Source organism: Kocuria sp. UBA1838 (genome assembly GCF_002338785.1).
GTDB lineage: Bacteria > Actinomycetota > Actinomycetes > Actinomycetales > Micrococcaceae > Kocuria > Kocuria marina.
The window spans coordinates 16,199-36,727 of record NZ_DDIY01000003.1 but is presented as its reverse complement, the minus strand read 5'-3'; the positions used below and the strand labels follow the sequence as shown (position 1 = coordinate 36,727).

Annotated in this window: 16 protein-coding genes and 1 pseudogene; 6 read left to right on the top strand and 11 right to left on the bottom strand. The window is 69.4% G+C overall.

Annotation, left to right across the window (positions count from 1 at the left end):
• The first annotated feature begins 25 nt into the window (after positions 1-25).
• On the top strand, positions 26-1,117 hold the full coding sequence (locus B3I25_RS01070) for a pyridoxal-phosphate-dependent aminotransferase family protein (protein WP_206479213.1): 1,092 nt from the start codon (positions 26-28) through the stop codon (positions 1,115-1,117).
• A 240-nt stretch (positions 1,118-1,357) separates the two neighbouring features.
• Here B3I25_RS01070 and B3I25_RS01065 read toward each other — a convergent pair whose 3' ends face one another.
• The 3 genes from B3I25_RS01065 to B3I25_RS01055 form a co-directional block, all read right to left on the bottom strand.
• Positions 1,358-1,912, bottom strand: coding sequence for a type 1 glutamine amidotransferase domain-containing protein (locus B3I25_RS01065; RefSeq protein ID WP_064847441.1), 555 nt, complete (start codon positions 1,910-1,912; stop codon positions 1,358-1,360).
• Between the two features lie 144 nt (positions 1,913-2,056).
• Positions 2,057-3,019: an aldo/keto reductase gene (locus B3I25_RS01060; protein WP_286737541.1), complete on the bottom strand. Its 963-nt coding sequence runs from the start codon at positions 3,017-3,019 to the stop codon at positions 2,057-2,059.
• An 84-nt stretch (positions 3,020-3,103) separates the two neighbouring features.
• Positions 3,104-4,039 (bottom strand): VOC family protein, encoded by a 936-nt coding sequence (locus tag B3I25_RS01055; RefSeq protein ID WP_414672679.1) that lies wholly within the window; start codon positions 4,037-4,039, stop codon positions 3,104-3,106.
• 204 nt (positions 4,040-4,243) lie between these two features.
• On the opposite strand from B3I25_RS01055, the gene B3I25_RS01050 reads away from it, so the two are divergent.
• Complete coding sequence (locus B3I25_RS01050) at positions 4,244-4,621, top strand: hypothetical protein (RefSeq protein ID WP_286737539.1); 378 nt, start codon at positions 4,244-4,246, stop codon at positions 4,619-4,621.
• Here B3I25_RS01050 and B3I25_RS01045 read toward each other — a convergent pair.
• From B3I25_RS01045 to B3I25_RS01035, 3 genes are all read right to left on the bottom strand, one after another.
• Positions 4,599-5,378, bottom strand: a complete 780-nt coding sequence (locus B3I25_RS01045) for a hypothetical protein (protein ID WP_098053598.1) — start codon at positions 5,376-5,378, stop codon at positions 4,599-4,601. The genes B3I25_RS01050 and B3I25_RS01045 overlap by 23 nt on opposite strands.
• Positions 5,379-5,872: 494 nt before the next feature.
• On the bottom strand, positions 5,873-6,346 hold the full coding sequence (locus B3I25_RS01040; protein ID WP_286737538.1) for a peroxiredoxin: 474 nt from the start codon (positions 6,344-6,346) through the stop codon (positions 5,873-5,875).
• Between the two features lie 281 nt (positions 6,347-6,627).
• Positions 6,628-7,695 carry a D-2-hydroxyacid dehydrogenase gene (locus B3I25_RS01035; protein ID WP_082943493.1) on the bottom strand — a complete coding sequence of 356 codons (1,068 nt, stop codon included), beginning with the start codon at positions 7,693-7,695 and terminating at the stop codon, positions 6,628-6,630.
• Between the two features lie 105 nt (positions 7,696-7,800).
• Between B3I25_RS01035 and B3I25_RS01030 the strand changes: the two genes are divergently transcribed.
• From B3I25_RS01030 to B3I25_RS01020, 3 genes are read left to right on the top strand one after another with little or no spacing between them, the layout of a single operon-like run.
• The gene (locus B3I25_RS01030) at positions 7,801-9,090 is read left to right on the top strand and encodes an aspartate aminotransferase family protein (protein ID WP_286737536.1); all 1,290 of its coding nucleotides are present in this window, start codon (positions 7,801-7,803) and stop codon (positions 9,088-9,090) included.
• Positions 9,087-12,110: an FAD-binding and (Fe-S)-binding domain-containing protein gene (locus tag B3I25_RS01025; protein ID WP_286737535.1), complete on the top strand. Its 3,024-nt coding sequence runs from the start codon at positions 9,087-9,089 to the stop codon at positions 12,108-12,110. The genes B3I25_RS01030 and B3I25_RS01025 overlap by 4 nt, the downstream gene beginning before the upstream one ends.
• A gap of 53 nt (positions 12,111-12,163) precedes the next feature.
• Positions 12,164-13,654 (top strand): NAD-dependent succinate-semialdehyde dehydrogenase, encoded by a 1,491-nt coding sequence (locus B3I25_RS01020; RefSeq protein WP_286737534.1) that lies wholly within the window; start codon positions 12,164-12,166, stop codon positions 13,652-13,654.
• A gap of 12 nt (positions 13,655-13,666) precedes the next feature.
• On the opposite strand, the gene B3I25_RS01015 is transcribed toward B3I25_RS01020, so the two are convergent.
• Positions 13,667-14,329, bottom strand: a complete 663-nt coding sequence (locus B3I25_RS01015; protein ID WP_286737533.1) for a GntR family transcriptional regulator — start codon at positions 14,327-14,329, stop codon at positions 13,667-13,669.
• A gap of 179 nt (positions 14,330-14,508) precedes the next feature.
• Between B3I25_RS01015 and B3I25_RS01010 the strand changes: the two genes are divergently transcribed.
• Positions 14,509-15,909, top strand: a complete 1,401-nt coding sequence (locus B3I25_RS01010; RefSeq protein ID WP_206069151.1) for an MFS transporter — start codon at positions 14,509-14,511, stop codon at positions 15,907-15,909.
• A gap of 9 nt (positions 15,910-15,918) precedes the next feature.
• Here B3I25_RS01010 and B3I25_RS01005 read toward each other — a convergent pair whose 3' ends face one another.
• The 4 genes and pseudogenes from B3I25_RS01005 to B3I25_RS00990 form a co-directional block, all read right to left on the bottom strand.
• The gene (locus B3I25_RS01005; protein ID WP_286737532.1) at positions 15,919-17,133 is read right to left on the bottom strand and encodes a M20 family metallopeptidase; all 1,215 of its coding nucleotides are present in this window, start codon (positions 17,131-17,133) and stop codon (positions 15,919-15,921) included.
• A 59-nt stretch (positions 17,134-17,192) separates the two neighbouring features.
• On the bottom strand, positions 17,193-18,476 hold the full coding sequence (locus B3I25_RS01000) for a PLP-dependent aminotransferase family protein (RefSeq protein ID WP_286737531.1): 1,284 nt from the start codon (positions 18,474-18,476) through the stop codon (positions 17,193-17,195).
• A gap of 4 nt (positions 18,477-18,480) precedes the next feature.
• Positions 18,481-19,743: a M24 family metallopeptidase gene (locus B3I25_RS00995; protein ID WP_082943485.1), complete on the bottom strand. Its 1,263-nt coding sequence runs from the start codon at positions 19,741-19,743 to the stop codon at positions 18,481-18,483.
• A pseudogene (locus B3I25_RS00990) lies at positions 19,740-20,529 on the bottom strand (amidohydrolase family protein); the annotation flags it as partial. The gene B3I25_RS00995 and the pseudogene B3I25_RS00990, both read right to left, overlap by 4 nt.

The window sequence follows — 20,529 nt, the reverse complement described above, 5'->3', positions numbered from 1 at the left end:
GCGGTGCCAGCAAGGAGACCCAGTCATGAGCCAGATCCTCATCCGTCACCTCTTCGGACCCGGCCCCACCAACCCGTATCCGGAAGCCACCGAGGCGCTGGCACGGCCGCTGCTGGGCCACCTCGATCCGCAGTTCCTGGAGATCATGGACAGTGCATGCGACGGTTTGCGCGCGGTGTGGGGCACCGAGAACCGCCGTACGCTTCCGCTCTCCGCGACCGGTTCGGCCGGGATGGAAGCGGCGTTCGTGAACTTCGTGAACCCCGGAGACCCCGTGGTGATCGCGGTCAACGGTCTGTTCGGGGAGCGCATGTGCGACGTCGCCTGCCGGTGCGGCGCGGACGTGATCCGCGTGGACTTCCCCTTCGGCGAAGCCGTGGACGCGGAGAAGGTCGCCGCGGCCCACCCCTCGCCCAAGATCATCGCGGCGGTGCACGCGGAGACTTCCACGGGCGTGCGCTCGGACATCGCCGCCCTGGGCCGGATCAAGGGTGACGCACTGCTGCTCGTGGACGCCGTGACCTCGATCGGCGGCATCGAGCTCAAGGCGGACGAGTGGGGTATCGACATCGGCTACGCCGGGACCCAGAAATGCCTGGGCGTGGCTCCGGGGCTCGCGCCGTTCACGGTGTCCGAGCGGGCGTGGCAGCGCCGGGTCGAGAAGCCGCGCTCGTGGTACCTGGACCTCGGCATGCTGGGCGGTTACGTGGGGGAGGCCTCCGGTTCCAGTCGCACCTACCACCACACCGCGCCCGTGGCGATGGTCGCGTCCCTCGAGGCGGGTCTGCGCCGTGTCCTCGACGAGGGGCTCGACGCCGTTCGCGAGCGTCACGAGGCCGCCGGCCGCGCGCTGCAGGGCGGTTTGGAGGCCATGGGCCTGGAACTGTTCGCGGCGCAGGGACACCGCTTGCCGGAGCTGACCACGGTCAAGGTGCCCGAGGGGGTCGATTCGGCCGCGGTGCGCAAGGAACTGCTCGAGAAGTACGACATCGAGATCGGCGCCGGTGTGAAGGAGTACACGAACACGGTGTGGCGCATCGGGCTCATGGGTCCGAACGCCGCCCCGGAGTCGGTCACGCTGATCCTGGGTGCGCTGCGGGAGGTGCTGGGCCGCTAACGGGCGCCGAGCCCGCCCATTTCGGGGAACATCTGTGCTGCGATAAGACGCGAAATCGGGGTTCTGACGTGCGTGGTGCAGCACAGAAGTTGTGCGCACCCGCCGACGCCCTCATCCGCAGCACCCTCGCTGGCCCGCCGCCACCCGCACGGACAGCGGTCCACCGCACACGACCCCCGACGACGCAGTGGGCCCCGCCGGATCCGGCGGGGCCCACTGTGCGTCGGTGCAAAGACGGGGTCAGATGCTCAACTGCTCCTTGATCGCACCCACGAAGGCCTCAAGGTCACCGGGGTCGCGGGAGGTGATCAGGGTCCACTCGTTGGCGGGGCACACCTTGACCTCCTGGTCCACCCAGTTGCCGCCGGCATTGGTGATGTCGGTCTTCAGCGACGCGTAGGACGTGAGGGTCTTGCCGTCCACCACGCCGGTCTCCACGAGCAGCCACGGGCCGTGGCACAAGGCGGCCACTGGGCGGCCGGAGGAAGCGAAGGACTTCGCGATCTCCTGCGCGTCCTCGTTCAGGCGCAGGGCGTCCGCATTGAGCGTGCCGCCGGGCAGCAGCAGCAGGTCGTACTCGGACTCGTTGACGCTGGAGATGGTCTGGTCCACGGGGAAGGTCTCCCCCCGGTCCCAGTCGCCCACGAGGGACTTCACCTCGCCGGTCTCGGGGGCGGCCACCGTGACCTCCGCCCCGTCGGCCCGCAACTTCTCCAGGGGCACCTTCAACTCGTCCTGCTCCACGCCCTGGTTGGTCACCAGAACGAGAATCTTCTTGCCGGATAGTTCAGCCATTGTCGAGAATCCTTTCTCTTGGGTCGCGGTTCCACTGTGGCACCGCGGCACTTTCCCTGGCAAGGGTGTCCCCGCCGGTTCCGCTATTAGCGACACGATCATGACGCCGCCGCGCGGCGTCTGCTGCGTGCACCCAGCGTCCCCTCACGCGAAGGGCTGCGACACCCGGTCCAGTGCGGCGATGTCGTCCGCGCCCAGGTGCAGTGCGGGCGCCGCCACCAGCGAGGACAGCTGCGCGGCGGAGGATGCGGAAGCAATGGGTGCGGTGACGCCCTTGGCGAGCAGCCATGCGAGGGCCACGGTGGCCGGCTCGGCGCGGTGCCTGTCCGCCACGGAGACCAGTTCCTCCACAACCGCGAAACCCTCGGGGGAGACGTACTCCCGGGCCATCTGCTCGCGGGCCGCTCCTTCGAGGTCATCGGTGGTGCGGTACTTGCCCGTGAGGAAGCCGGAGGCCAGGGCGAAGTAGGGGAACACGGCAGCGTCGTACTCCCGGGCGATCGCGGCGTAGTCCCGCTCGAAATCGCGGCGGTGCACCAGGTTGTACTGCGGCTGGATGGCCGCGGGCACCGCCAAGCCGCGCTCGCGGGCCACCGTGAAGAACTCGCGCATGCGCTGCGGCGAGTAGTTGGACAGCCCTACCGCGTGCACGCGCCCGGAGTCCACGAGCTCGTGAAAGGTTTCCACTTGCTGCTCGATGGGCGTGTCCGCGTCGTCATAGTGTGCGTAGTAGAGGTCCACGTAGCCGGTCTGCAACCGGTCGAGGGACGCCTCGAGAGAAGCCACCACGGTGTCGTGGGCCAGGCCGCGAAACTGCGGGTGCGCACCGGTCTTGGTCGCGAGCACCACGGAGTCACGGTTGCCACGCGCCGCGAACCAGCGCCCCAGGACCGTCTCGGACTCCCCGCCCTCGTGGCCCTCGGCCCACACGGAGTACATGTCGGCGGTGTCCACGAAGTTTCCGCCCGCGGCCACGAAGGTGTCCAGGACGTCGAAGGACTGCTGCTCGTCGCTCGTCCACCCGAACGTGTTCCCGCCCAGGTTCAGCCGGAAGATCTCCTGCTCGATCCCGGCGATCCGTGCGGTGGTGGGTGCGTGCTGGCTCATGGGAACCTCCTGCGGTGGTGTGGTGGCCGGTCGGGGCCTTTTCCTTGGCGACTGTAGCAAGCCGACATTACGGGGCGGGCAGTGTCAGGCGACGCCCGGCTCGGGGGCCTGCGCGACCTGGATGAGAGTGCCCCAGGGGTCCTCGAAGCGCAGCACGGCGCCGTCGTGGCGGGTGGCCACGCGGTGGTCCGTGAGGCGCTCCTCCAGTGCGGCGATGTCCTCGCCGGTGGGGAGGTCGATGTTGACCTGGCCCAGGCCCAGGGACGCGGCGCGCGGACCGGCGCCCGCGCTGTTCCACGTGTTCAGAGCGATGTGGTGGTGGTAGCCGCCGGCGGAGATGAACAGGGCGGACCCGGCGTCGCTCATCACCTCGAAGCCGAGCGTGTCCACGTAGAACTCGCGCCCGGTGGAAATGTCGCCCACCTGCAGGTGGACGTGACCCAGCGTGGAGGCTGGTGCCGTGGTCGGCTGTGGCGCCTCCAGGGGCAGATTCGTGCGCAAGAACTCGTTCGGGTCCAGATAGTTGGAGGCCAGGCTGAGCAGGCCGTTCGCCTCGCGCTGCCACGTCTCACGGGGGCGGTCCGCGTAGAGCTCCACGCCGTTGCCCTCGGGGTCCGTGAAGTAGAAGGCCTGGCTGTAGAGGTGGTCCGCGGAACCCGTGAAGGTGCCCGGTGCGAAACGGGCCATCGAGGCGAGCGCGCGGGCCAGGGCGGCGTCGTCGTCGAAGAGCACGGCGGTGTGGAACAGGCCCGCCTGGTTCGGGCGCCAGGATGGCAGGTCCATGACGCGGCGCAGGCGCAGGACCACGCGGCCGTCGTGGCCCAGTACGGCGGTGTCCCCGGAGTGCTGCAGCACGTCCAGGGTCACGCCGGTGGAGTAGTAGGCGATCATCCCGTCCAGGTCCTTCACGAGCAGCTCCACGGCACCCATGGTGGTGCCGTCGGAGAGCAGGTCGTCCGCCGGGCGGCGGCGCAGGCTGCGGGGATCGGGGCGCTGGATGAGCAGGGACACGGGAACCACTTCCTTGTCGGGGGACGGCCCAGGAGGCCGCCGGAATACTCAACATATTACCTAAGAAATAGTTACTGCCGCAAGTACATCCGGACAAAAACATGGATGCACGTCAACAAAAAGCCACCTTGTGATGGGCCAATCATCACGTCGCCCCCCGGGCGGCCAATCGACTTTGACCACTCGGCCGAGCCCTGGTCGACGGGTCTGGATGTGCCGAGCAGAGAGGGGGCAGAGCCTTGGGGGGAGCTTCTGGACCGGCACCCCGAGCAGTTCCTCGCCGCCTGCTGGCAGCACCTGGGCCTCACGGCGCTGGCCACGGTGATCGCCCTCGTGCTCGTCCTTCCCCTGGGCCTTGCGCTGACCCGCGGCCCGCTGCGTCGATTCGGGCGTCCCGTGCTCGTGGCCGCGGGCATCGGAGAGGGGGCACCCGCCATCGGTCTGATGGTGCTGCTGGCGTGCGTCCCGGGCTTCGGGGTCTGCTCCTCGGTCGCGGGCCTCATGGCCTGTGCGGTGCTCCCGGCTCTACGGGTCTTCACGGCGGGGCGGGCACCCCCGCGGTGGGTGGTCAGCCGCCCTGCTCCTGGATGATCGCGATCTTCTGCCATACCTTCCGCGCCATGTCCGACGTGAGGGCCTCGATGCCCTCCACGGCGTCCAGCACGTCTGCGTCCGTGGTGTCCTCTGCGAACAGTGCGGCGGTCTTGCCCACGAGCGAGAGCATCTCCGTGCAGTAGTCCAGGTACTGGGTCATCTGTGCGCGCGTCAGTGCCAGTTCGTCCTCCCGCGCGTCCTCGGTGTAGACCCTGGCGGCGGGCAGGCGCTCCGGGACCTTCACGAGCTGGTGCATGTCGATCACGTGGGCGAGCGAGCGCAACCGGTGCACCACGCGCAGCACGCGGGCGCGCTCCAAGCGTTGCGGCACCGCGAGCAGGAAGAAGATGGCGATGCCCGCGAAGACGAGGTCGTTGACCACCGTCTCCAGCAGGGGTAGCCAGTCCACCGGGCCGAGGGCGTCCGGGTCCGCCCAGATGCTCAGCGCCGCCAGGGTGATGGCGGTGCCGAAGACGAGCAGCACCACCAGGACGCCCAGCCGGGACAGGGCGCGGGCGGTGCGGATCCGGCGCCGGCTGATGCCACCACCCTCGGTGACCTCGTCCACCAGGGCGATCAGCTCACCGCAGACCTCCCACAGGCTGCGCTGGGGGAAGCGGGAGTAGATCCTGCGCTGCAGGGCGGCCGCGGACGCGCGCACGGCCTGGTCGTCCAGGTGCTGGTAGCGGCTCTCGGGCGGTGGCCCGTCGTCGTGGTCGTCGGGGCGGGCGGGAAGCGGGCGGGGCGAGCGCATCCCAGTAGGGTACGTGACCTGCCCGCCCCCGGCGGCCCAGGCGGAAACGCGCACGAGCGCCAGCTGCGCCGTCAGCTGCGCTCCAGGTGCGCAGGGGTGAGACGTTCGCGGGGTCCAGGACCGCCGTGATCTGGGTGCCCAGCAGGAAGGCGAGCGGCGCGTCTACTCAGGAGGCGAGGTCCACGTGCCCGGCGACATCGCGTTCGACTTGATGGTCTCGCAGGGCCTGATCACGCGGCGCTGACCAGGCGCGCGGCGCGGGCCATGGCCCGGCGCGGCGCCGTGGTGACGTGAGCTGGGCGGAGCCGTTCTCGCCAGGCCCGCGGCGTCGTCGTCATGACGGGACGAACAGGGGCCCGCGGTGATCCAGCGGCGTGCCCTCGCACCGACCCGACGGGAGACGACAGGACGGCAGCCACCCGGAGGTGGCTGCCGCTGTCACCGTGCGACCAGGAGGCCACTGCCCGCGCGGAGTATGAGGGACGCGTCCCGGTTCAGGAGGCGTCGGAGAGTTTGGAGACCAATCGGGCCACATGGCCCTGGGCATCCACGCGGTACTGGGCGTGGGTCAGGTTCCCGGACGGGTCGATCGCGAACGTGGATCGCAGCGGACCCTCGGAGGTCTCGCCGTTGATCGTGCGTCCCCCCCACGCGCCCCATTCCTTAGCGGCGGCGTGATCGGGGTCGGAGAGAAGCGTGTAGGGCAGGTGGTACTCGGTGACGAAGCGCTGGAGCTCTTGGGGGTCGTCCCCGGAGACGCCGTAGACGTCGTAGCCCTGGCCCTTCAAGGCGGCCAGGTTGTCCCGGAAGTCGCATGCCTCGGTGGTGCACCCCGGCGTGAAGGCCTTGGGGTAGAAGTACACCACGGTGCCGCTGTGGGTGGCGTCGGCAAGGTCCACGGTGCTGCCGTCGTGGGCGGTCAGTCGCAGCGCGGGGGCGGGGTCTCCGGTGGAGAGTTCGCGTGACATGTGGGCTCCTCGTGGGTCGGGGACGGGCTGCGGCGCTGAGGTTCGGCGTGGTTCAGCGCGCGAAGATGCGAGATATGAAATCTCCTGTAATCCACATCACGCGTCAAGGGGTGAACGGCAAATTTCTCGGGACATGAGAACGGTGTGGTGTGCCTGCGATGTCCTGCGGGATCCGGGGTCTGAGGGTCCGGGTTCGGGGGCGGGCTCGGCGTGGTGCAGGGGCGGCAATCACCGTGTGGCCAGCGTTCCCGAAGGATTGATACGTCTGGGTGGCCCCCGCCTCAACGTCCCCGCACGTACCCCAGCTGCTTGTCGACGACGCTCTCCCACTCCTCGCCGCGCAGCCAGCGGACCAGATTAGCCTCGAACTGTTCCGCCAGGGTGTCCCGCCAGCCGATGACGTCCCCGCTCATGTGAGCCGAGATGTGCACCGTGGGCATCGTCCAGAACGGATGGTCGCGGGGGAGGGGTTCCTGGTCGAACACGTCCAACGATGCCGCCGTGATGCGCCCCTCGTGCAGTGCTTCCACCAGGGCGTCCTCATCCACGAGGGCTCCGCGGCCCACGTTGATCACGTGCGCCGTGGGTTTCATGTTCGCGAGGACCTCGCCGTTCAGGAGTCCTCGGGTCCGGTCCGTCAACGGCGCGATGAGCACGAGGTGGTCCACGTCCGCCACGTGCTCGGCGAGTCGACTGCTCTCGACCACCGTGCCGAAGTCCTCGTCGTGCTCGCGCGCTGTGCGCCCGGCTCCCGTGACCCGCAGGCCGGCCGCTCGCAAGAGTCTGGCGGTCGCCCGGCCGATCCCGCCGGTACCGACCACGAGGGCACGCTGACCGCTCGTTTGTTGCAACTGTCGGTGCTGCCACGTCCGCTCGTTCTGCAACCGCTTGCTGCGGTGGAGCTGTTTGTCGTGGGCCAGGACGGACGCGAGCACGAATTCCGCGATGGGCACGTCGAAGGCGCCGTGTGCATTCGTCACGGTGATGTCCGAGGCACGCAACTCGTCGAACAGCAGTGAGTCCACGCCGGCCGCGGCCACGTGGATCCATTCGAGGTCGGTCGCCCCGGGCCACGCGTCCAGCAGTGCCGTGGAGAAGAAGTCCCACACCAGCAACGCCCTGGACCCGGGGAGCGCGGACTCGAGATCGTCCGCGTGCGTGTAGACCACCTCCACCATGTCCTCGATGCGTGCAGCATTGGGTAGGGGAGGCGCGTCGGGGGAGGTGAGGACCACGAGGCGGGGGCGGCGTCGTGCCCTGTGCGCTGCGGCGTCGTCGTCACCGGACCCTCGGTGATCGCGAGCCGGACGACCGGCCTCGGCGCGGGGTGCATCGGGGAATGCGTGCATGTCGTGGGAGGGTTGGGCGAATGGCCGTTGCTGCGTCATCATCGCACCATAGGCCAATCCGCTGATTGTTGACAATCATTCGATCCGGCTCGGAGAATGTGACGCATGGCATCCCTGAGCCCTCTTCTCAAGCAGGCAACTCCCGTCGTGGTCGATCACGCGTCCGGGAGTTGGATCCACGGCACCGACGGGCGGGAGTACCTGGACTTCACCACGGGCATCGGCGTGACCAGCACCGGTCACTGCCACCCCCGGGTGGTGGAGGCCGCACGCGAACAAGTGGGCAAGGTGATCCACGCGCAGTACACCACCGTGATGCACCCGCCGCTGCTCGAGTTCACCGAGCGCCTGGGGGAGGTGCTGCCCGCGGGGTTGGACTCCCTGTTCTTCGCCAATTCGGGGTCGGAAGCCGTGGAGGCCGGCATCCGCTTGGCACGCATGGCCACCGGTCGTCCCAACATTGTGGTGTTCCAGGGTGGGTTCCACGGCCGCACGGTGGCGGCGGCCTCCCTGACGACCGCCGGGACCAAGTTCTCCGCCGGTTTCTCGCCGCTCATGGCCGGCGTGCACATGTCCGCGTTCCCCTATGCCTACCGCTACGGCTGGGACATGGACACCGCCGTGGACTTCGCGTTGCAGGAACTCGACTACCTGCTGATGACACGTACCGCGCCCCAGGACACCGCGGCGTTCCTCATCGAACCCGCACTGGGGGACGGCGGCTATATCCCCACGCCCCCGCGGTTCCTCGAGGGACTGCGGGAACGGGCGGACTGCCACGGCATCCTCCTGATCTTCGACGAGGTGCAGGCCGGCGTGGGCCGCACCGGCAAGTACTGGGGGCACCAGCACTCCACCGCCTCCCCGGACATCCAGATCATGGCCAAGGGCATCGCCTCCGGCTTCCCTATCTCCGTGATCGCGGCCTCCACCGAGCTCATGTCCCAGGGGTGGCCCGGTTCCCAGGGCGGGACCTACGGCGGTAACGCGGTCTCCGCCGCGGCGGGTGTGGCCACCCTGCGGGTCGTGGAGGAGGAGGGCCTGGTCGAGAACTCCCGGGTGCGCGGTGAGCAGCTCCGAGCCGGGCTGGAGGAGATCAAGACCCGCTACCCGGTCATCGGGGACGTGCGCGGCTTGGGGCTGATGCAGGGCATCGAGTTCACCGCCGAGGACGGGTCACCGGACGCCGCCACCGCCGCGGCGGTCCAGCAGGCCACGGTGGACCAGGACCTCCTCACCCTCACGTGCGGTCCCGCGGGCAACGTGGTCCGGTTGATCCCCGCGCTCGTGGTCACCGAACGCGAGATCGAGCAGGGTCTCGAGCGGTTCGACGCCGCTCTGGCCGCCGTCACGTCGCCGTCCGGCGCGACCACCGGGGGCCGAGGGAGCCGATGACGGCCGCGCCGGTCACCGAGCACGCCGTGATCTCCCGGTTGCGCGGCTCGGGTGTGGAGGTGGACGCGTCCGAGCGCCGCACCTCCGAGTACGCCTACGACGCCTCGAATTACCGCGTGCGTCCGCTGGCCGTGGTGTTCCCGCGTACCGTGGACGACGTCGTGGCCACGGTGCGCGCGTGCGCGGACACCCGCACCCCCGTGGTCAGTCGGGGCGGCGGGACGTCCATGGCGGGCAATGCGGTGGGCAGCGGCGTCGTCGTCGACTTCTCGCGGCACATGAACCGCATCCTGGAGATCGACCCGGGCGCGGGAACGGCCGCCGTGGAACCCGGTGTGGTCCTTGCGACCCTCACCCGCGAGGTCGAGGCCGCGACCGGTCAGCGGCTCACCTTCGCGCCGGACCCCTCGTCCAAGAACCGCGCCACGGTGGGCGGGGCCATCGGCAACGACGCGTGTGGCAACCACTCCGTGCGGTACGGGCGTACGAGCGATCACACGGTCGAGATCGACGTCGTGACCGCGGACGGTGCACGGCTCACTGCCACCGCGACCGGACTGCGCGCCACGAATCCCGACGACCGCGCCTCGGTGCTGCGGGCGAGCGAGCTGAGCGGCGAGCTGCGTGCGCTGGCCCGCGAGCACCTCGCGGCGTTCCGGCTCGAGCTCGGCCGGATCCCGCGCCAGGTGTCCGGGTACCACCTGCAGAACCTGCTCCCCGAGAAGGGCTTCGACATGGCCCGCGCCCTGGTGGGGTCCGAGGGGACGTGTGCGTTGATCGTGGGCGCGCGCATGCGGCTCGTCCCCAAGCCCCCGAGCGCGCTGCTGGTCTGCCTGGGGTACGACACCGTGGTCGACGCCGCTCGTGACGTGACCACGATCCTCGAGTTCTCACCCGCAGCGGTGGAGGGTACGGACAAGGCCATCGTGGAGACCATGCGGTGGCGGCGCGGACCGGATTCCGTGACGGGACTGCCGGATGGCAATGCGTGGTTGTTCGTGGACCTGGACGGTGACACGCGCGAAGCCGTGGCCAGGCAGGCGGACGAGTTGCTCACACGACTCGGTGGGAACGGCCGCCTGGTGGAGGGGATCGCCGTCGCAGATCCCGAGGGACGTGCGAACCTGTGGCGGGTCCGCGAGGACGGCGCGGGGCTCTCGTCGCGGCTGGCCACGGGAGGTGAGTCCTGGCCGGGGTGGGAGGACTCCGCGGTGGCCCCCGAGAACCTGGCCGCCTACCTCGCCGAGCTGCGCACGCTGATGGGCGAGTACGACCTGGACGGTGTGATGTACGGGCACTTCGGCGCCGGGTGCATGCACATCCGCATCACCTTCGACCTGCGCACCGAACGCGGCCGCGAGGTGTACCGCGAGTTCACCCGGGACGCCGCCCGCCTCGTGGTGCGCCACGGCGGCTCGCTGTCCGGGGAACACGGGGACGGCCGGGCCCGCTCCGCGCTGCTGCCCCTCATGTATTCGCTCGAGGTGCTCGAGGCCTTCGCCGCGTTCCGGGGCGCATGGGATCCCGAGGGGCTGTTGAACCCGGGCTCGATCGTGGATCCGGCACCGATCGACGCTCACCTGGCACTGGAGGGCGTCCCGGGCCGGCAGTGGCGCACGAGCTTCGACCTGCAGCCGGTCGGCGCCGCGGAGACCGCCCGCGAATCGGGGCGGGACGCCCAGCCCGACCCCTGGGTGCACGCCGTCCAGGGGTGCATCGGTGTGGGGCGGTGCCGCGCGGACAGCGGTGGCGTGATGTGCCCCAGTTTCCGGGCCACGCGGGACGAGAAGGACTCCACGCGCGGGCGCGCCCGGGTGCTGCAGGACATGGTCCGCGGCGCCGCGACCGTGGCCGAGGGTTGGCGGTCCCACGACGCGCGCGAGGCCCTGGACCTGTGCCTCTCGTGTAAGGCGTGCGCCACGGACTGCCCCGCGGGGGTGGACATGGCCACTTACAAGTCCGAGTTCTTCGACCACTACTACGCGCGCCGGCTCCGACCGCGCTCCCACTACTCCCTGGGCTGGCTGCCGCGGTGGCTCGGGATCGCGGGGCGGATCGCGCCGCTCGTCAATGCGATCCTGGCCACGCCGCTGCGCGGACTCGCCGCACGGCTCGGCGGCCTCACCCCGCACCGTGCCCTGCCGCGATTCGCCCGTTCCGGGCAGTGGCGCCGGGCGGTCGACGACACCGCTCGGCCCGCTTTGCGCACCGGTGTCCTCTCCCAGCGCCCCGGTGTTCTGGCTCCCGCCGGGGCCCACGTCGCGGACGCGCCCGGTGGGCAGGACGTCGTGTTGTTCGTGGACACGTTCACCCGCGGTTTCCGGCCCGAGGTGGCCGGAGCCGCCGCGCGCGTCCTCGCCGGGGCGGGGGACGCGGTGGAGTGCTCGGCGGACGTGTGCTGCGGGCTGACCTGGATCTCCACGGGACAGCTGCGCACCGCCAAGAAGCTACTGACCCGTGCCGCGGCCGCGCTGGACGACGGGTCCGAGCGCCCCATCGTCGTCGTGGAACCCAGCTGTGCCGCGGCACTGCGCAAGGACCTGCCCGAACTCGTCCCCACGGAACAGGCGCGGCGGGTGGCACGGCGGGTCACGAGCTTCGCCGCCTACGTCGCGTCGTGGGCGGGTGAGCGGCACATGGCCCCACCGGCCGCGCCGGTACCGGGGCGCGCCGTGGTCCAGACCCACTGCCACGAGTACTCCGTGTTCGGCCCCGCGACCCAGCGCAGGGCCCTGGCCGTCGCGGGAGTGGCCGAGGTGAGCGAGGCGAACGGGTGCTGCGGCGTCGCGGGCAACTTCGGTTTCGAGGTCGAGCACTACGACGTCAGCATGCTCGTGGCCGAGACGTCCCTGGCGCCGGCACTGCGCGCGGCCGCACCGGACACCGCCGTTCTCACGGACGGGTTCTCGTGCGCGATGCAGGTGGGCCACGTGGATCCCGGCGCTCGCGGCCTGCACATCGCACAGATCCTGGACCCCGGACCCGCAGCGACCGGACCTCAGCCATCGGGCACCGCGTGATCAGGCCCACCGACACCCTCCGACATGTACCCACGACCGACGAAGGAAATCCCATGAGCGCACACACCACCCAACACCGCACCTCCCGGGCCGCCCTCGATGCGGTGGCCAAGGTCAGCACGGGCACGTTCATCGACGGCCAATGGGGTGAGGCCGCCTCCGGCGCCCGGTTCGACGTCGTCAATCCCGCGACCGAGGAGGTCATCGCCACGGTCGCGGACGGCGGCCCGGAGGACGCCCAGCGCGCGATCGAGACCGCGGGACGCGTGCAGAAGCAGTGGGCGGCCACACCCCCGCGCGAGCGCGGCGAGATCCTCCGCCGGGCCTATGAGTTGATCATGCAGCGCCAGGACGAACTGGCCCTCGTCATGACCACGGAAATGGGCAAGCCGCTCGCCGAGGCCAGGGGCGAGGTGGCGTACGCCGCCGAGTTCTTCCGGTGGTTCTCCGAGGAGGCCGTGCGGATCGGCGGTGATCAGACCATGACCGGGGACGGCAAGAACCGGATCATGGTGTCCAAGGAGCCCGTGGGGCCGTGCGTCCTGGTCACGCCGTGGAACTTTCCCCTGGCCATGGGCACCCGCAAGATCGGCCCGGCCGTGGCCGCGGGGTGCACCATGGTGTTCAAGCCCGCCAACCTCACCCCGCTCTCCTCGCTGGCCCTCGTGGACATCCTGATCGAGGCGGGTCTGCCCCGCGGGGTGCTCAACGTGGTGTGCACCAAGAAGGCGTCCTCGGTCGTGGGCCCGTGGATGTCCAGCGGGATCGCCCGGAAGGTCAGTTTCACCGGATCCACCGAGGTGGGCGTGCGGCTGTTGGAACAAGCGGCGCAGCACGTGATGCGCTCCTCGATGGAACTGGGTGGCAACGCCCCGTTCATCGTCTTCGAGGACGCGGATCTGGATCGCGCCGTGGACGGCGCCGTGGCGGCGAAGATGCGCAACATGGGGGAGGCGTGCACCGCGGCCAACCGGTTGTTCGTGCACCGCTCAGTGATGAGCGAGTTCTCCCGGAAGCTCGCCGAACGGCTCGGGGCACTCTCGGTGGGCGACGGCGCCCAGGACGGCACCGACGTCGGGCCCCTCGTGGAGGCCAAGGCGCTCGACAAGGTCCAGGAACTTGTGGCCGACGCCGTGGCCCGCGGCGCCACCGTGGAGTGCGGCGGCTCCCGCCCGGACCGGCCCGGATTCTTCTACGACCCCACCGTGCTGCACGGTGTGGACCCGGACTCCAAACTGATGAGTGAGGAGATCTTCGGTCCCGTGGCGCCGGTGATCCCGTTCGACTCGGAGGACGAGGTGCTCGAACTGGCCAACGACACGCCGTGGGGACTCGTGGGCTACCTGTTCACCCAGGACGTGGATCGCAGCTTCCGCGTGAGCGACGCCCTGGAGGTCGGGATGGTGGGCATGAACACGGGCATCGTCTCCAATCCCGCGGCACCGTTCGGCGGCGTCAAGGCGTCCGGGCTCGGACGCGAGGGCGGGCGCGTGGGGATCGAGGAGTTCCTCGAGTACAAGTACGTGGCCGTGCCGCGCGGTTGAGCTGGGGGCGGGTCAGTCGTCGCTCGAGGTCAACCGCATCACGGCGTCGCGCATGTGCTCGAGCAGCAGCGCGTCCACGCGGGGAGCGTCGCCCGCCCCGATGGCCTCCGTGATCTCGCGGTGCTCCTCCAGGCGGAAACTGTGCGACGCGTACCGTGTTTCCAGAGCGGTCATGCACATGCGGGTCTCGACCATGAGGGTGTCGTGCATGCGGATCAGACGGGGACTGCCCGAGAGTTCCACGAGCAACGCGTGGAACTGCACGTCCGCTTCCGTGAGCGATGCGGTGTCCCCGTGATCGATCGCCCGGGACATCGCCTCGACCTTCTCACCCAGACGCTGTGTCGCAGCCTCCGGATCGGTCGTGATCACCCGGGCGGCCGCCGCGCGCTCCACGGCGCCGCGGGCGAGATAGAGGTCCCGGACGTCATCGTCGGTGATCTGCGTGACGAACACCCCGCGGTTGCGCACGCTGAGCAGAAGGCCTTCCTGGGTGAGGCGCTGCATGGCCTCGCGCAACGGACCCCGACTCACGCCCAGGGCGCGGCTCAACTCCATCTCGTTGAGTTGTTGGCCGGGAACCAGCTCGCCCGCACCGATGGCTTGACGCAATTGCCGGGCCAACAAGGACGGGGTGGTTTCCTGTACCACGGGTCGCAGCAGATTGCCGGGCATGGCCGCCTCCGGTCCTGGCAGACCCGAAGGTCCGCGCATCCAAGTCTTACGTATCGCACAGCCTATGGGTAGGATTGTCGACAATCAAACGGTCCACGGGCCGCCAGGCTCCATGATCTCTCGATGCCGGACCGATCCCGGGCGCGCCGACGCCCACCGATTGCACCATGGAGGTTTCCATGAATTCGCAACATCAATCCGATCTGCCCCGCGAATCGCGGGACCCGCGCGACATGACGTCCCCCGCGGCGTCGTCACACCCAGAACCGGACGCGAGTACCGTGCGCCGCGCGGTGGCCGCCTCCGCGATCGGTAATGCCACGGAGTGGTTCGACTACGGCGTGTACGCCGTGTCGGTCGTGTACATCACCCAGAACTTCTTCCCGGGGGAGGCCGGCACGCTGCTGGCTCTGAGTACGTTCGCCCTGTCGTTCCTGGTCCGACCTCTGGGCGGACTGTTCTGGGGCCCGCTCGGTGACCGGTTGGGACGCAAGAAGATCCTTGCGTTGACCATCATCCTGATGGCCGGTGCCACGTTCTGCATCGGCATCCTGCCCACCCACGCGACCATCGGCTTCGTGGCACCCGTCCTGCTCGTGCTGCTGCGTGTGATCCAGGGCTTCTCGACCGGCGGTGAGTACGGCGGTGCCGCCACGTTCATGGCCGAGTACGCCCCGGACAAGAAGCGCGGCTTCCTGGGCAGCTTCCTGGAGTTCGGCACCCTGGGCGGTTTCGCGCTGGGTTCACTGATCGTGTTGATGGGCGAGGTGACCCTGGGCAACGACGCCATGATGGAGTGGGGCTGGCGGATCCCCTTCCTGCTGGCCGGCCCGCTGGGCCTGATCGGCCTGTACCTGCGGTCCAAGCTGGCGGATTCGCCCGTGTTCCTGGAGCTCGAGGAAGCCGGCCACTCGGAGGAATCCGCGGGCATGGCCCTCAAGGAACTGGTCACCACCTACTGGAAGCCCATGCTGATCATGGCCGGGTTGGTCGTGTCCGTGAACGTGGTCAACTACACGCTGCTGAGCTACATGCCCACCTACCTCGAGGGTCAGACCGAGATGTCCTCACAGACGGTGCTGACCATCATGTTCATCGCGCAGTTCGCCATGATGCTCGTGATCCCGTTCGCCGGGAAACTCTCCGACAAGCTTGGGCGCAAACCCATGTGGTACTTCTCCCTCATCGGTCTGATCGTGATGTCCATCCCCATGTACATGCTCATGGCCAACGGCTTCTGGTGGGCACTGCTGGGCTTCGCGGTGCTGGGGCTGCTCTACATCCCCCAGTTGGCGTGCATCTCCGCCACGTTCCCGGCGATGTTCCCCACCCAGGTGCGCTACGCCGGGTTCGCGATCACCTACAACGTGTCCACGGCGATCTTCGGCGGCACCGCCCCGCTGGTCAACGAGGCGCTCATCGAGGCGACCGGCAACCCGTTGATCCCCGCGTTCTACATGATGGGCGCATGCGTGATCGGCTTGATCGCTGCCAAGTTCATGAAGGAGACCGTGGGGGCGTCCCTGCGCGGCACGGAGATCCCAGAGACGGGCAAGATGCCCGTGGTCGCCCGGCGGTAGCCGGTCCGTTCAGCGGGACAGCAGACGCAACGTGGTCAGGGTGTACGCCCTGGCCGCTTGCGAAAGTTCTTCCACGCTCACGGACTCGTCCACCTGGTGCGCCTGGTCGTTGAGTCCTCCGGGTCCCATGACCACCGTGGGCACGCCGTGGTCCCGCGCGATGAACCCGCCGTCGCACGCGGCCGTCCACCCGCCGATCGACGTTGCGCCGCCCGCGTCCGCCACGGCGTCGTGCACGGTGGTGACGAGTTCGTGCTCTCGGTCGGTGCGGAAACCCGGCATGGACATGGTGATTTCCACGTCCAGGGAGATCCCGTCGCCGGTGATCCCCGCACGGTCCACCGCCGCACGCAGCTCGGCGACGATGCGCTCGGGGTCCTCACCCGGCATGAGCCTCCGGTCCAACCACACGTGACAGGACGGCGCCACCATGGAGGTGGCCCGGCCGCCCTCGATCTTGCCCACGTTCCACGTGGGCGACCCCAGCAGCGGATCGCTGCGGCGGGCGTGTTCCTCGTGGTCCCGCCGGATCAGGCGCAGCAGGGCCGCCGCGGCATCGATCGCGTTGCGCCCGTCGGCGGGGCGCCCCGAGTGCGCGGGGACCCCGGTGATCTCGACCTCGAGGTACGCGTCCCCACGACATGCGATCACGGTCTGCAGGTCGGTCGGTTCGGCCACCACGCAGCCGAGGAACGCACGCCCCAGCCCGCGCGCGGTGAGTTGCCGGATCCCGAGACCCAGGTCCTCCTCGTCCACGGTGGACGACAGCCTCACGGGTCCGGACAGGCACACACCCGAGCGGCGCAGGGCGTCCATGGCACACAGCACCGAGGCGAGCCCGCCCTTCATGTCCGTGGCCCCGCGCCCGTACAGCCGGTCGCCGTCGACCACCGCGTCGTACGGCGCCCGCATCCACCCGGGCCCCGCGGGCACGACGTCCGAGTGGCCCAGGAACAGCAGCCCCGGCCCGTCCGCCACGGGACCGCCCACGGGCAGGTCCACGTCCACGTTCGGCCGACCGGGGGACACGACGTCGCTGCGAGCAGTCAATCCGCGCTCGCTCGCCGCTCGCTCCAGGACGTGGGCGGTGTCCTCCTCGGTGCCCCCGGGGTTCTCGCCGGCGGCATTCACCAGGGCGCACGTGAGGTCCACGAGCTCGTCCGTGTCGATGAGGTCGAGCACGGCCTGCTCCTGCGGGCTGCACCGCACGCCGTCGCGGCTCATGATGGGTCTCCTTATCCAGTCCGAACGGGTGGCGCTGCGCCGAGGTGGCCGGGTCGGAGCTATCGGTCGAGCTCTCCCCGGGCGATGTCCAGGGCCCGGGCGAGTCGCTGCAGTCCCTCCTCGATGCGTTCGGGGGTGCTCGAGGCGAAACACAGCCGGAACGCGTCCTGGAACCGCCCCGAGGGTGAAAGCGCCGGGCCCGGGATGAACGCGACCCCCTCGGCCAACGCGATCTCGAACAATCGCGAGGAGGGCACCCGTGCGTCGTCGCCCTGCAGGGTGACCCACAGGAAGAAGCCGCCGTCCGGGTCCGTGGTGCGGACTCGATCGCCCAGGTGGGCGGCGATGGAGGCGTCCATGGCCTCTTTGCGGCGCTTGTACTCGGTGCGCAACCCGGCGAGGTGCTCGTCGTAGCCGCCGCGGGCGATGTACTCGGCCACGATGTGCTGGGCGGGGACGTTCGCGCACGTGTCCATGGCCTGCTTCCCGGCGATCAGCAGCTCGCGCAGCCGGGGATCGGCGTCGACCCAGCCCACCCGCAGGCCCGGGGCCAGGATCTTGGAGAACGTGCGCACCGAGAAGACCAGGGGGTCGTCCGGGCTGAGATCGCGGAACCCGGGGACGGGATCGCCGGAGAAGCGCAGCTCGCCGTACGGGTCGTCGTCGAGGATCATGGCGCCCCACGTGTGCGCGAGATCGAGCAGGCGGCGCCGTCGGGATTCGCTCAGGGTGGTGCCGGACGGGTTCTGGAAGTTGGGGATCGTGTAGATCATCCGGGGCGTGCGGCCCGTTTTGGCCACGAGCGTCTCGAGGGCGTCGACGTCCATGCCGTCGTCGTCCACGGGGACCTCCAGGACGTCCGCGCCGTAGCTGAGCGCCGTGCCGGAACCGTTGGTGTAGGTGGGGCTCTCCACGACCACCAGGTCACCGGGGTCCACGAACAGCTTGAACGCGAGATCCAGACCCTGCATCCCGCCGGAGGTGATCACGATGCACTCCGGATCGGAGGCACTGTCCGAGAAGTGGTTCACGACCGTGTCGATCAGGTCCGGTTCACCCTCGGTGGCGCCGTATGTGAAACTGGCGTCCGTGAGGATCTCCCCGGCGATCCGTCGGAACTCCTCCGTGGGGATCACCTCCGCCGCGGGAGCGCCCATCGCGAAACGCACGATGTCGTGGGTCTGGGCGGCCAGCAGCGAGGTGGACGAATCGATGACCGAGCCCACGAGCCCGTCCGAGCGGGACGCGAGCGGGAGCAGGCCCTGGGTGACCGGTCCCGAGACACCCGCGGTGGGGCAGGGGTCCAGGGACCGGACGGTGGTGACGTGCGGGGTCATGGTCATGAGCTCACTTCCTGATGATCTGGCGGGGGAAGGACGTGAAGGTCTCCACCCCCGTGCTGGTCACTCGGATGGTCTCCGAAACTTCGTAGCCGTATCCCGTCATCCACATGCCGCAAATGAGGTGGAAGGTCATGTTCTCCTCGAGGGCCGTCTCGTCCTCGGAGCGGATGCTGATGGTGCGCTCGCCCCAGTCCGGCGGGTACCCGATGCCCACGGAGTACCCCAGACGGCTGGGCTTCTCGAGCCCGTACGAGGCCAGTTTCCAGTTCCAGGCGCTCGCCAGCTCACGGATGGGGACGCCCGCGGCGGTCGCGTCCAGGACGGCGCGCAGACCGTCGGCGACCGCCTCCTCCAAGCGGTCCATCGCATCGCTCGGGGGACCGAGGGTCACGGTGCGCGCCAGGGGGACGTGATATCTCCGGTGCACACCGCTCAACTCGACCACCACGGCGTCGCCGCTGCGCAGGACACGGTCGGACCACGTGAGGTGGGGTGTGTCCGCGGACGCACCGGTGGGCAGCATGGGCACGATGGCCGGGAAGTCACCCCAGGCCTCGCCGTCCCCCTCCGCCTGGGCGGCCGCGATGCGGGCGGCCACCCTGTTCTGCGGGACCCCGGGTTCGATCGCGTCGATCGCCGCGGTCATGGCCGCGGTGGTCACCCGCGAGGCCACGTGCATGTAGTGGATCTCGGCGTCCGACTTCACGGAGCGAACCCAGTTGACCAGTTCGAAGCAGTCGACCAACGACCATTCGGGGATGGCATTGACCAGGGCCCGGTAGCCCTTGGGGGAGAAGAAGTGGGCGTCCATCTCCAGGCCCACGCAGCCGTGCGCGGACGGGGCGATCTGTCCGCGGCGCCGCAGGGCGAAGGCCACCCAGTCGAAGGGGTGCAGGTGGGGGCGCTGCACATAGCGTTCGGGGTACCCGATGATTTGGTGTTCGGGCAGCCAGGAGGTGCGAAAGGCGCCCCGGGCGTCCATCTCGCGCAGGAACAACAGGATGTCGCCTTCGGCGGGGACGAACAGCATCTGCGGGACGTAGAAGGACCACGCGTCGTAGCCGGTGAGGTAGAAGAGGTTGGCCGGATCCGTGACGATCAGGGCGGACAGTCCCTGGTGCGCCATCTTCTCGCGGACGCGGTGCAGACGGTGCGCGTATTCCTGCTCGGAGAAGAGGGGCTCACGGACGTCGGGGGAGCCCGATCCGGCATCCGTGGACACCGGATCGGGGGAACCATGATTCTCGGTCTCATCCCACGGGTTCATGGTTCATGATTGAAAAAAATCCGCCTATTGTCAACAATCCGGCGATCGGCTCGCACCTGGCCGCGGCCGAGTAGACGACCCGTGGGGGTCTGGTAGTCGACCTCCTGGCCGCCCACGAAGGTCTTGCGGATCTTCCCGGAGAGCACCTTGCCCTGGTACGGCGTGATGGGGTTCTTGTGGTTGAGGGCCTTGGCGTCCACCACGAAGCTCTCGTCCTGCGCGAACACGGCCATGTCCGCGTCGTACCCCAGGGACAACCGGCCCTTGGAGCGCAGACCCACGCGCTCGGCCGGGCGCGTGGACATCCACTGCAACACGCGGCCCAGACCCACGCCGCGGCGTCGTGCCTCGGCCCAGAGCAGGGACAGCCCGAGCTGCAGGGAGGACACGCCGCCCCACGCGACCTCGAAGTCCCCGTTGCCCAGGTCTTTGAGCTCGAGCGTGGAGGGGTAGCGGTCCGAGACGATGTCGTCGATGGTGCCGTTCACCAGCCCCTCCACAGCATCTCCCGGGTGGAGACTTCGCGCACGGGTGGGCAGCACTTGAACGCGGTCGCGCCGTCCGGGATCTCCTCCGTGTGCACGATCAGAAGCGAGTTGAACGTCTTGATCTCCGCGAGCGCCTCCGCCATCTCGTCCGCCCCCAGGTGGGGGAACTCGTCCACCCCGGAGTGCAGCAGGAAGCACTTGAAGTCGTACACGCCGTCATCGCGCGGGGGCGCAGGTCCTCCTTGTTGCCGGGGACGGCGCCGCCCCGGAAGCCGATGTCCACGAACGCGTTCTGCGC

Bases quoted from the DNA above. Each gene is read 5' to 3' on its own strand.
- B3I25_RS01000 (WP_286737531.1), bottom strand. From the start codon at position 18,476: ATGACCATGACCCCGCACGTCACCACCGTCCGGTCCCTGGACCCCTGC.
- B3I25_RS01070 (WP_206479213.1), top strand. From the start codon at position 26: ATGAGCCAGATCCTCATCCGTCACCTCTTCGGACCCGGCCCCACCAAC.
- B3I25_RS00995 (WP_082943485.1), bottom strand. From the start codon at position 19,743: ATGAACCCGTGGGATGAGACCGAGAATCATGGTTCCCCCGATCCGGTG.
- B3I25_RS01060 (WP_286737541.1), bottom strand. From the start codon at position 3,019: ATGAGCCAGCACGCACCCACCACCGCACGGATCGCCGGGATCGAGCAG.
- B3I25_RS01035 (WP_082943493.1), bottom strand. From the start codon at position 7,695: ATGCACGCATTCCCCGATGCACCCCGCGCCGAGGCCGGTCGTCCGGCT.
- B3I25_RS01045 (WP_098053598.1), bottom strand. From the start codon at position 5,378: ATGCGCTCGCCCCGCCCGCTTCCCGCCCGCCCCGACGACCACGACGAC.
- B3I25_RS01015 (WP_286737533.1), bottom strand. From the start codon at position 14,329: ATGCCCGGCAATCTGCTGCGACCCGTGGTACAGGAAACCACCCCGTCC.
- B3I25_RS01030 (WP_286737536.1), top strand. From the start codon at position 7,801: ATGGCATCCCTGAGCCCTCTTCTCAAGCAGGCAACTCCCGTCGTGGTC.
- B3I25_RS01040 (WP_286737538.1), bottom strand. From the start codon at position 6,346: ATGTCACGCGAACTCTCCACCGGAGACCCCGCCCCCGCGCTGCGACTG.
- B3I25_RS01020 (WP_286737534.1), top strand. From the start codon at position 12,164: ATGAGCGCACACACCACCCAACACCGCACCTCCCGGGCCGCCCTCGAT.
- B3I25_RS01025 (WP_286737535.1), top strand. From the start codon at position 9,087: ATGACGGCCGCGCCGGTCACCGAGCACGCCGTGATCTCCCGGTTGCGC.
- B3I25_RS01010 (WP_206069151.1), top strand. From the start codon at position 14,509: ATGAATTCGCAACATCAATCCGATCTGCCCCGCGAATCGCGGGACCCG.
- B3I25_RS01005 (WP_286737532.1), bottom strand. From the start codon at position 17,133: ATGAGCCGCGACGGCGTGCGGTGCAGCCCGCAGGAGCAGGCCGTGCTC.
- B3I25_RS01065 (WP_064847441.1), bottom strand. From the start codon at position 1,912: ATGGCTGAACTATCCGGCAAGAAGATTCTCGTTCTGGTGACCAACCAG.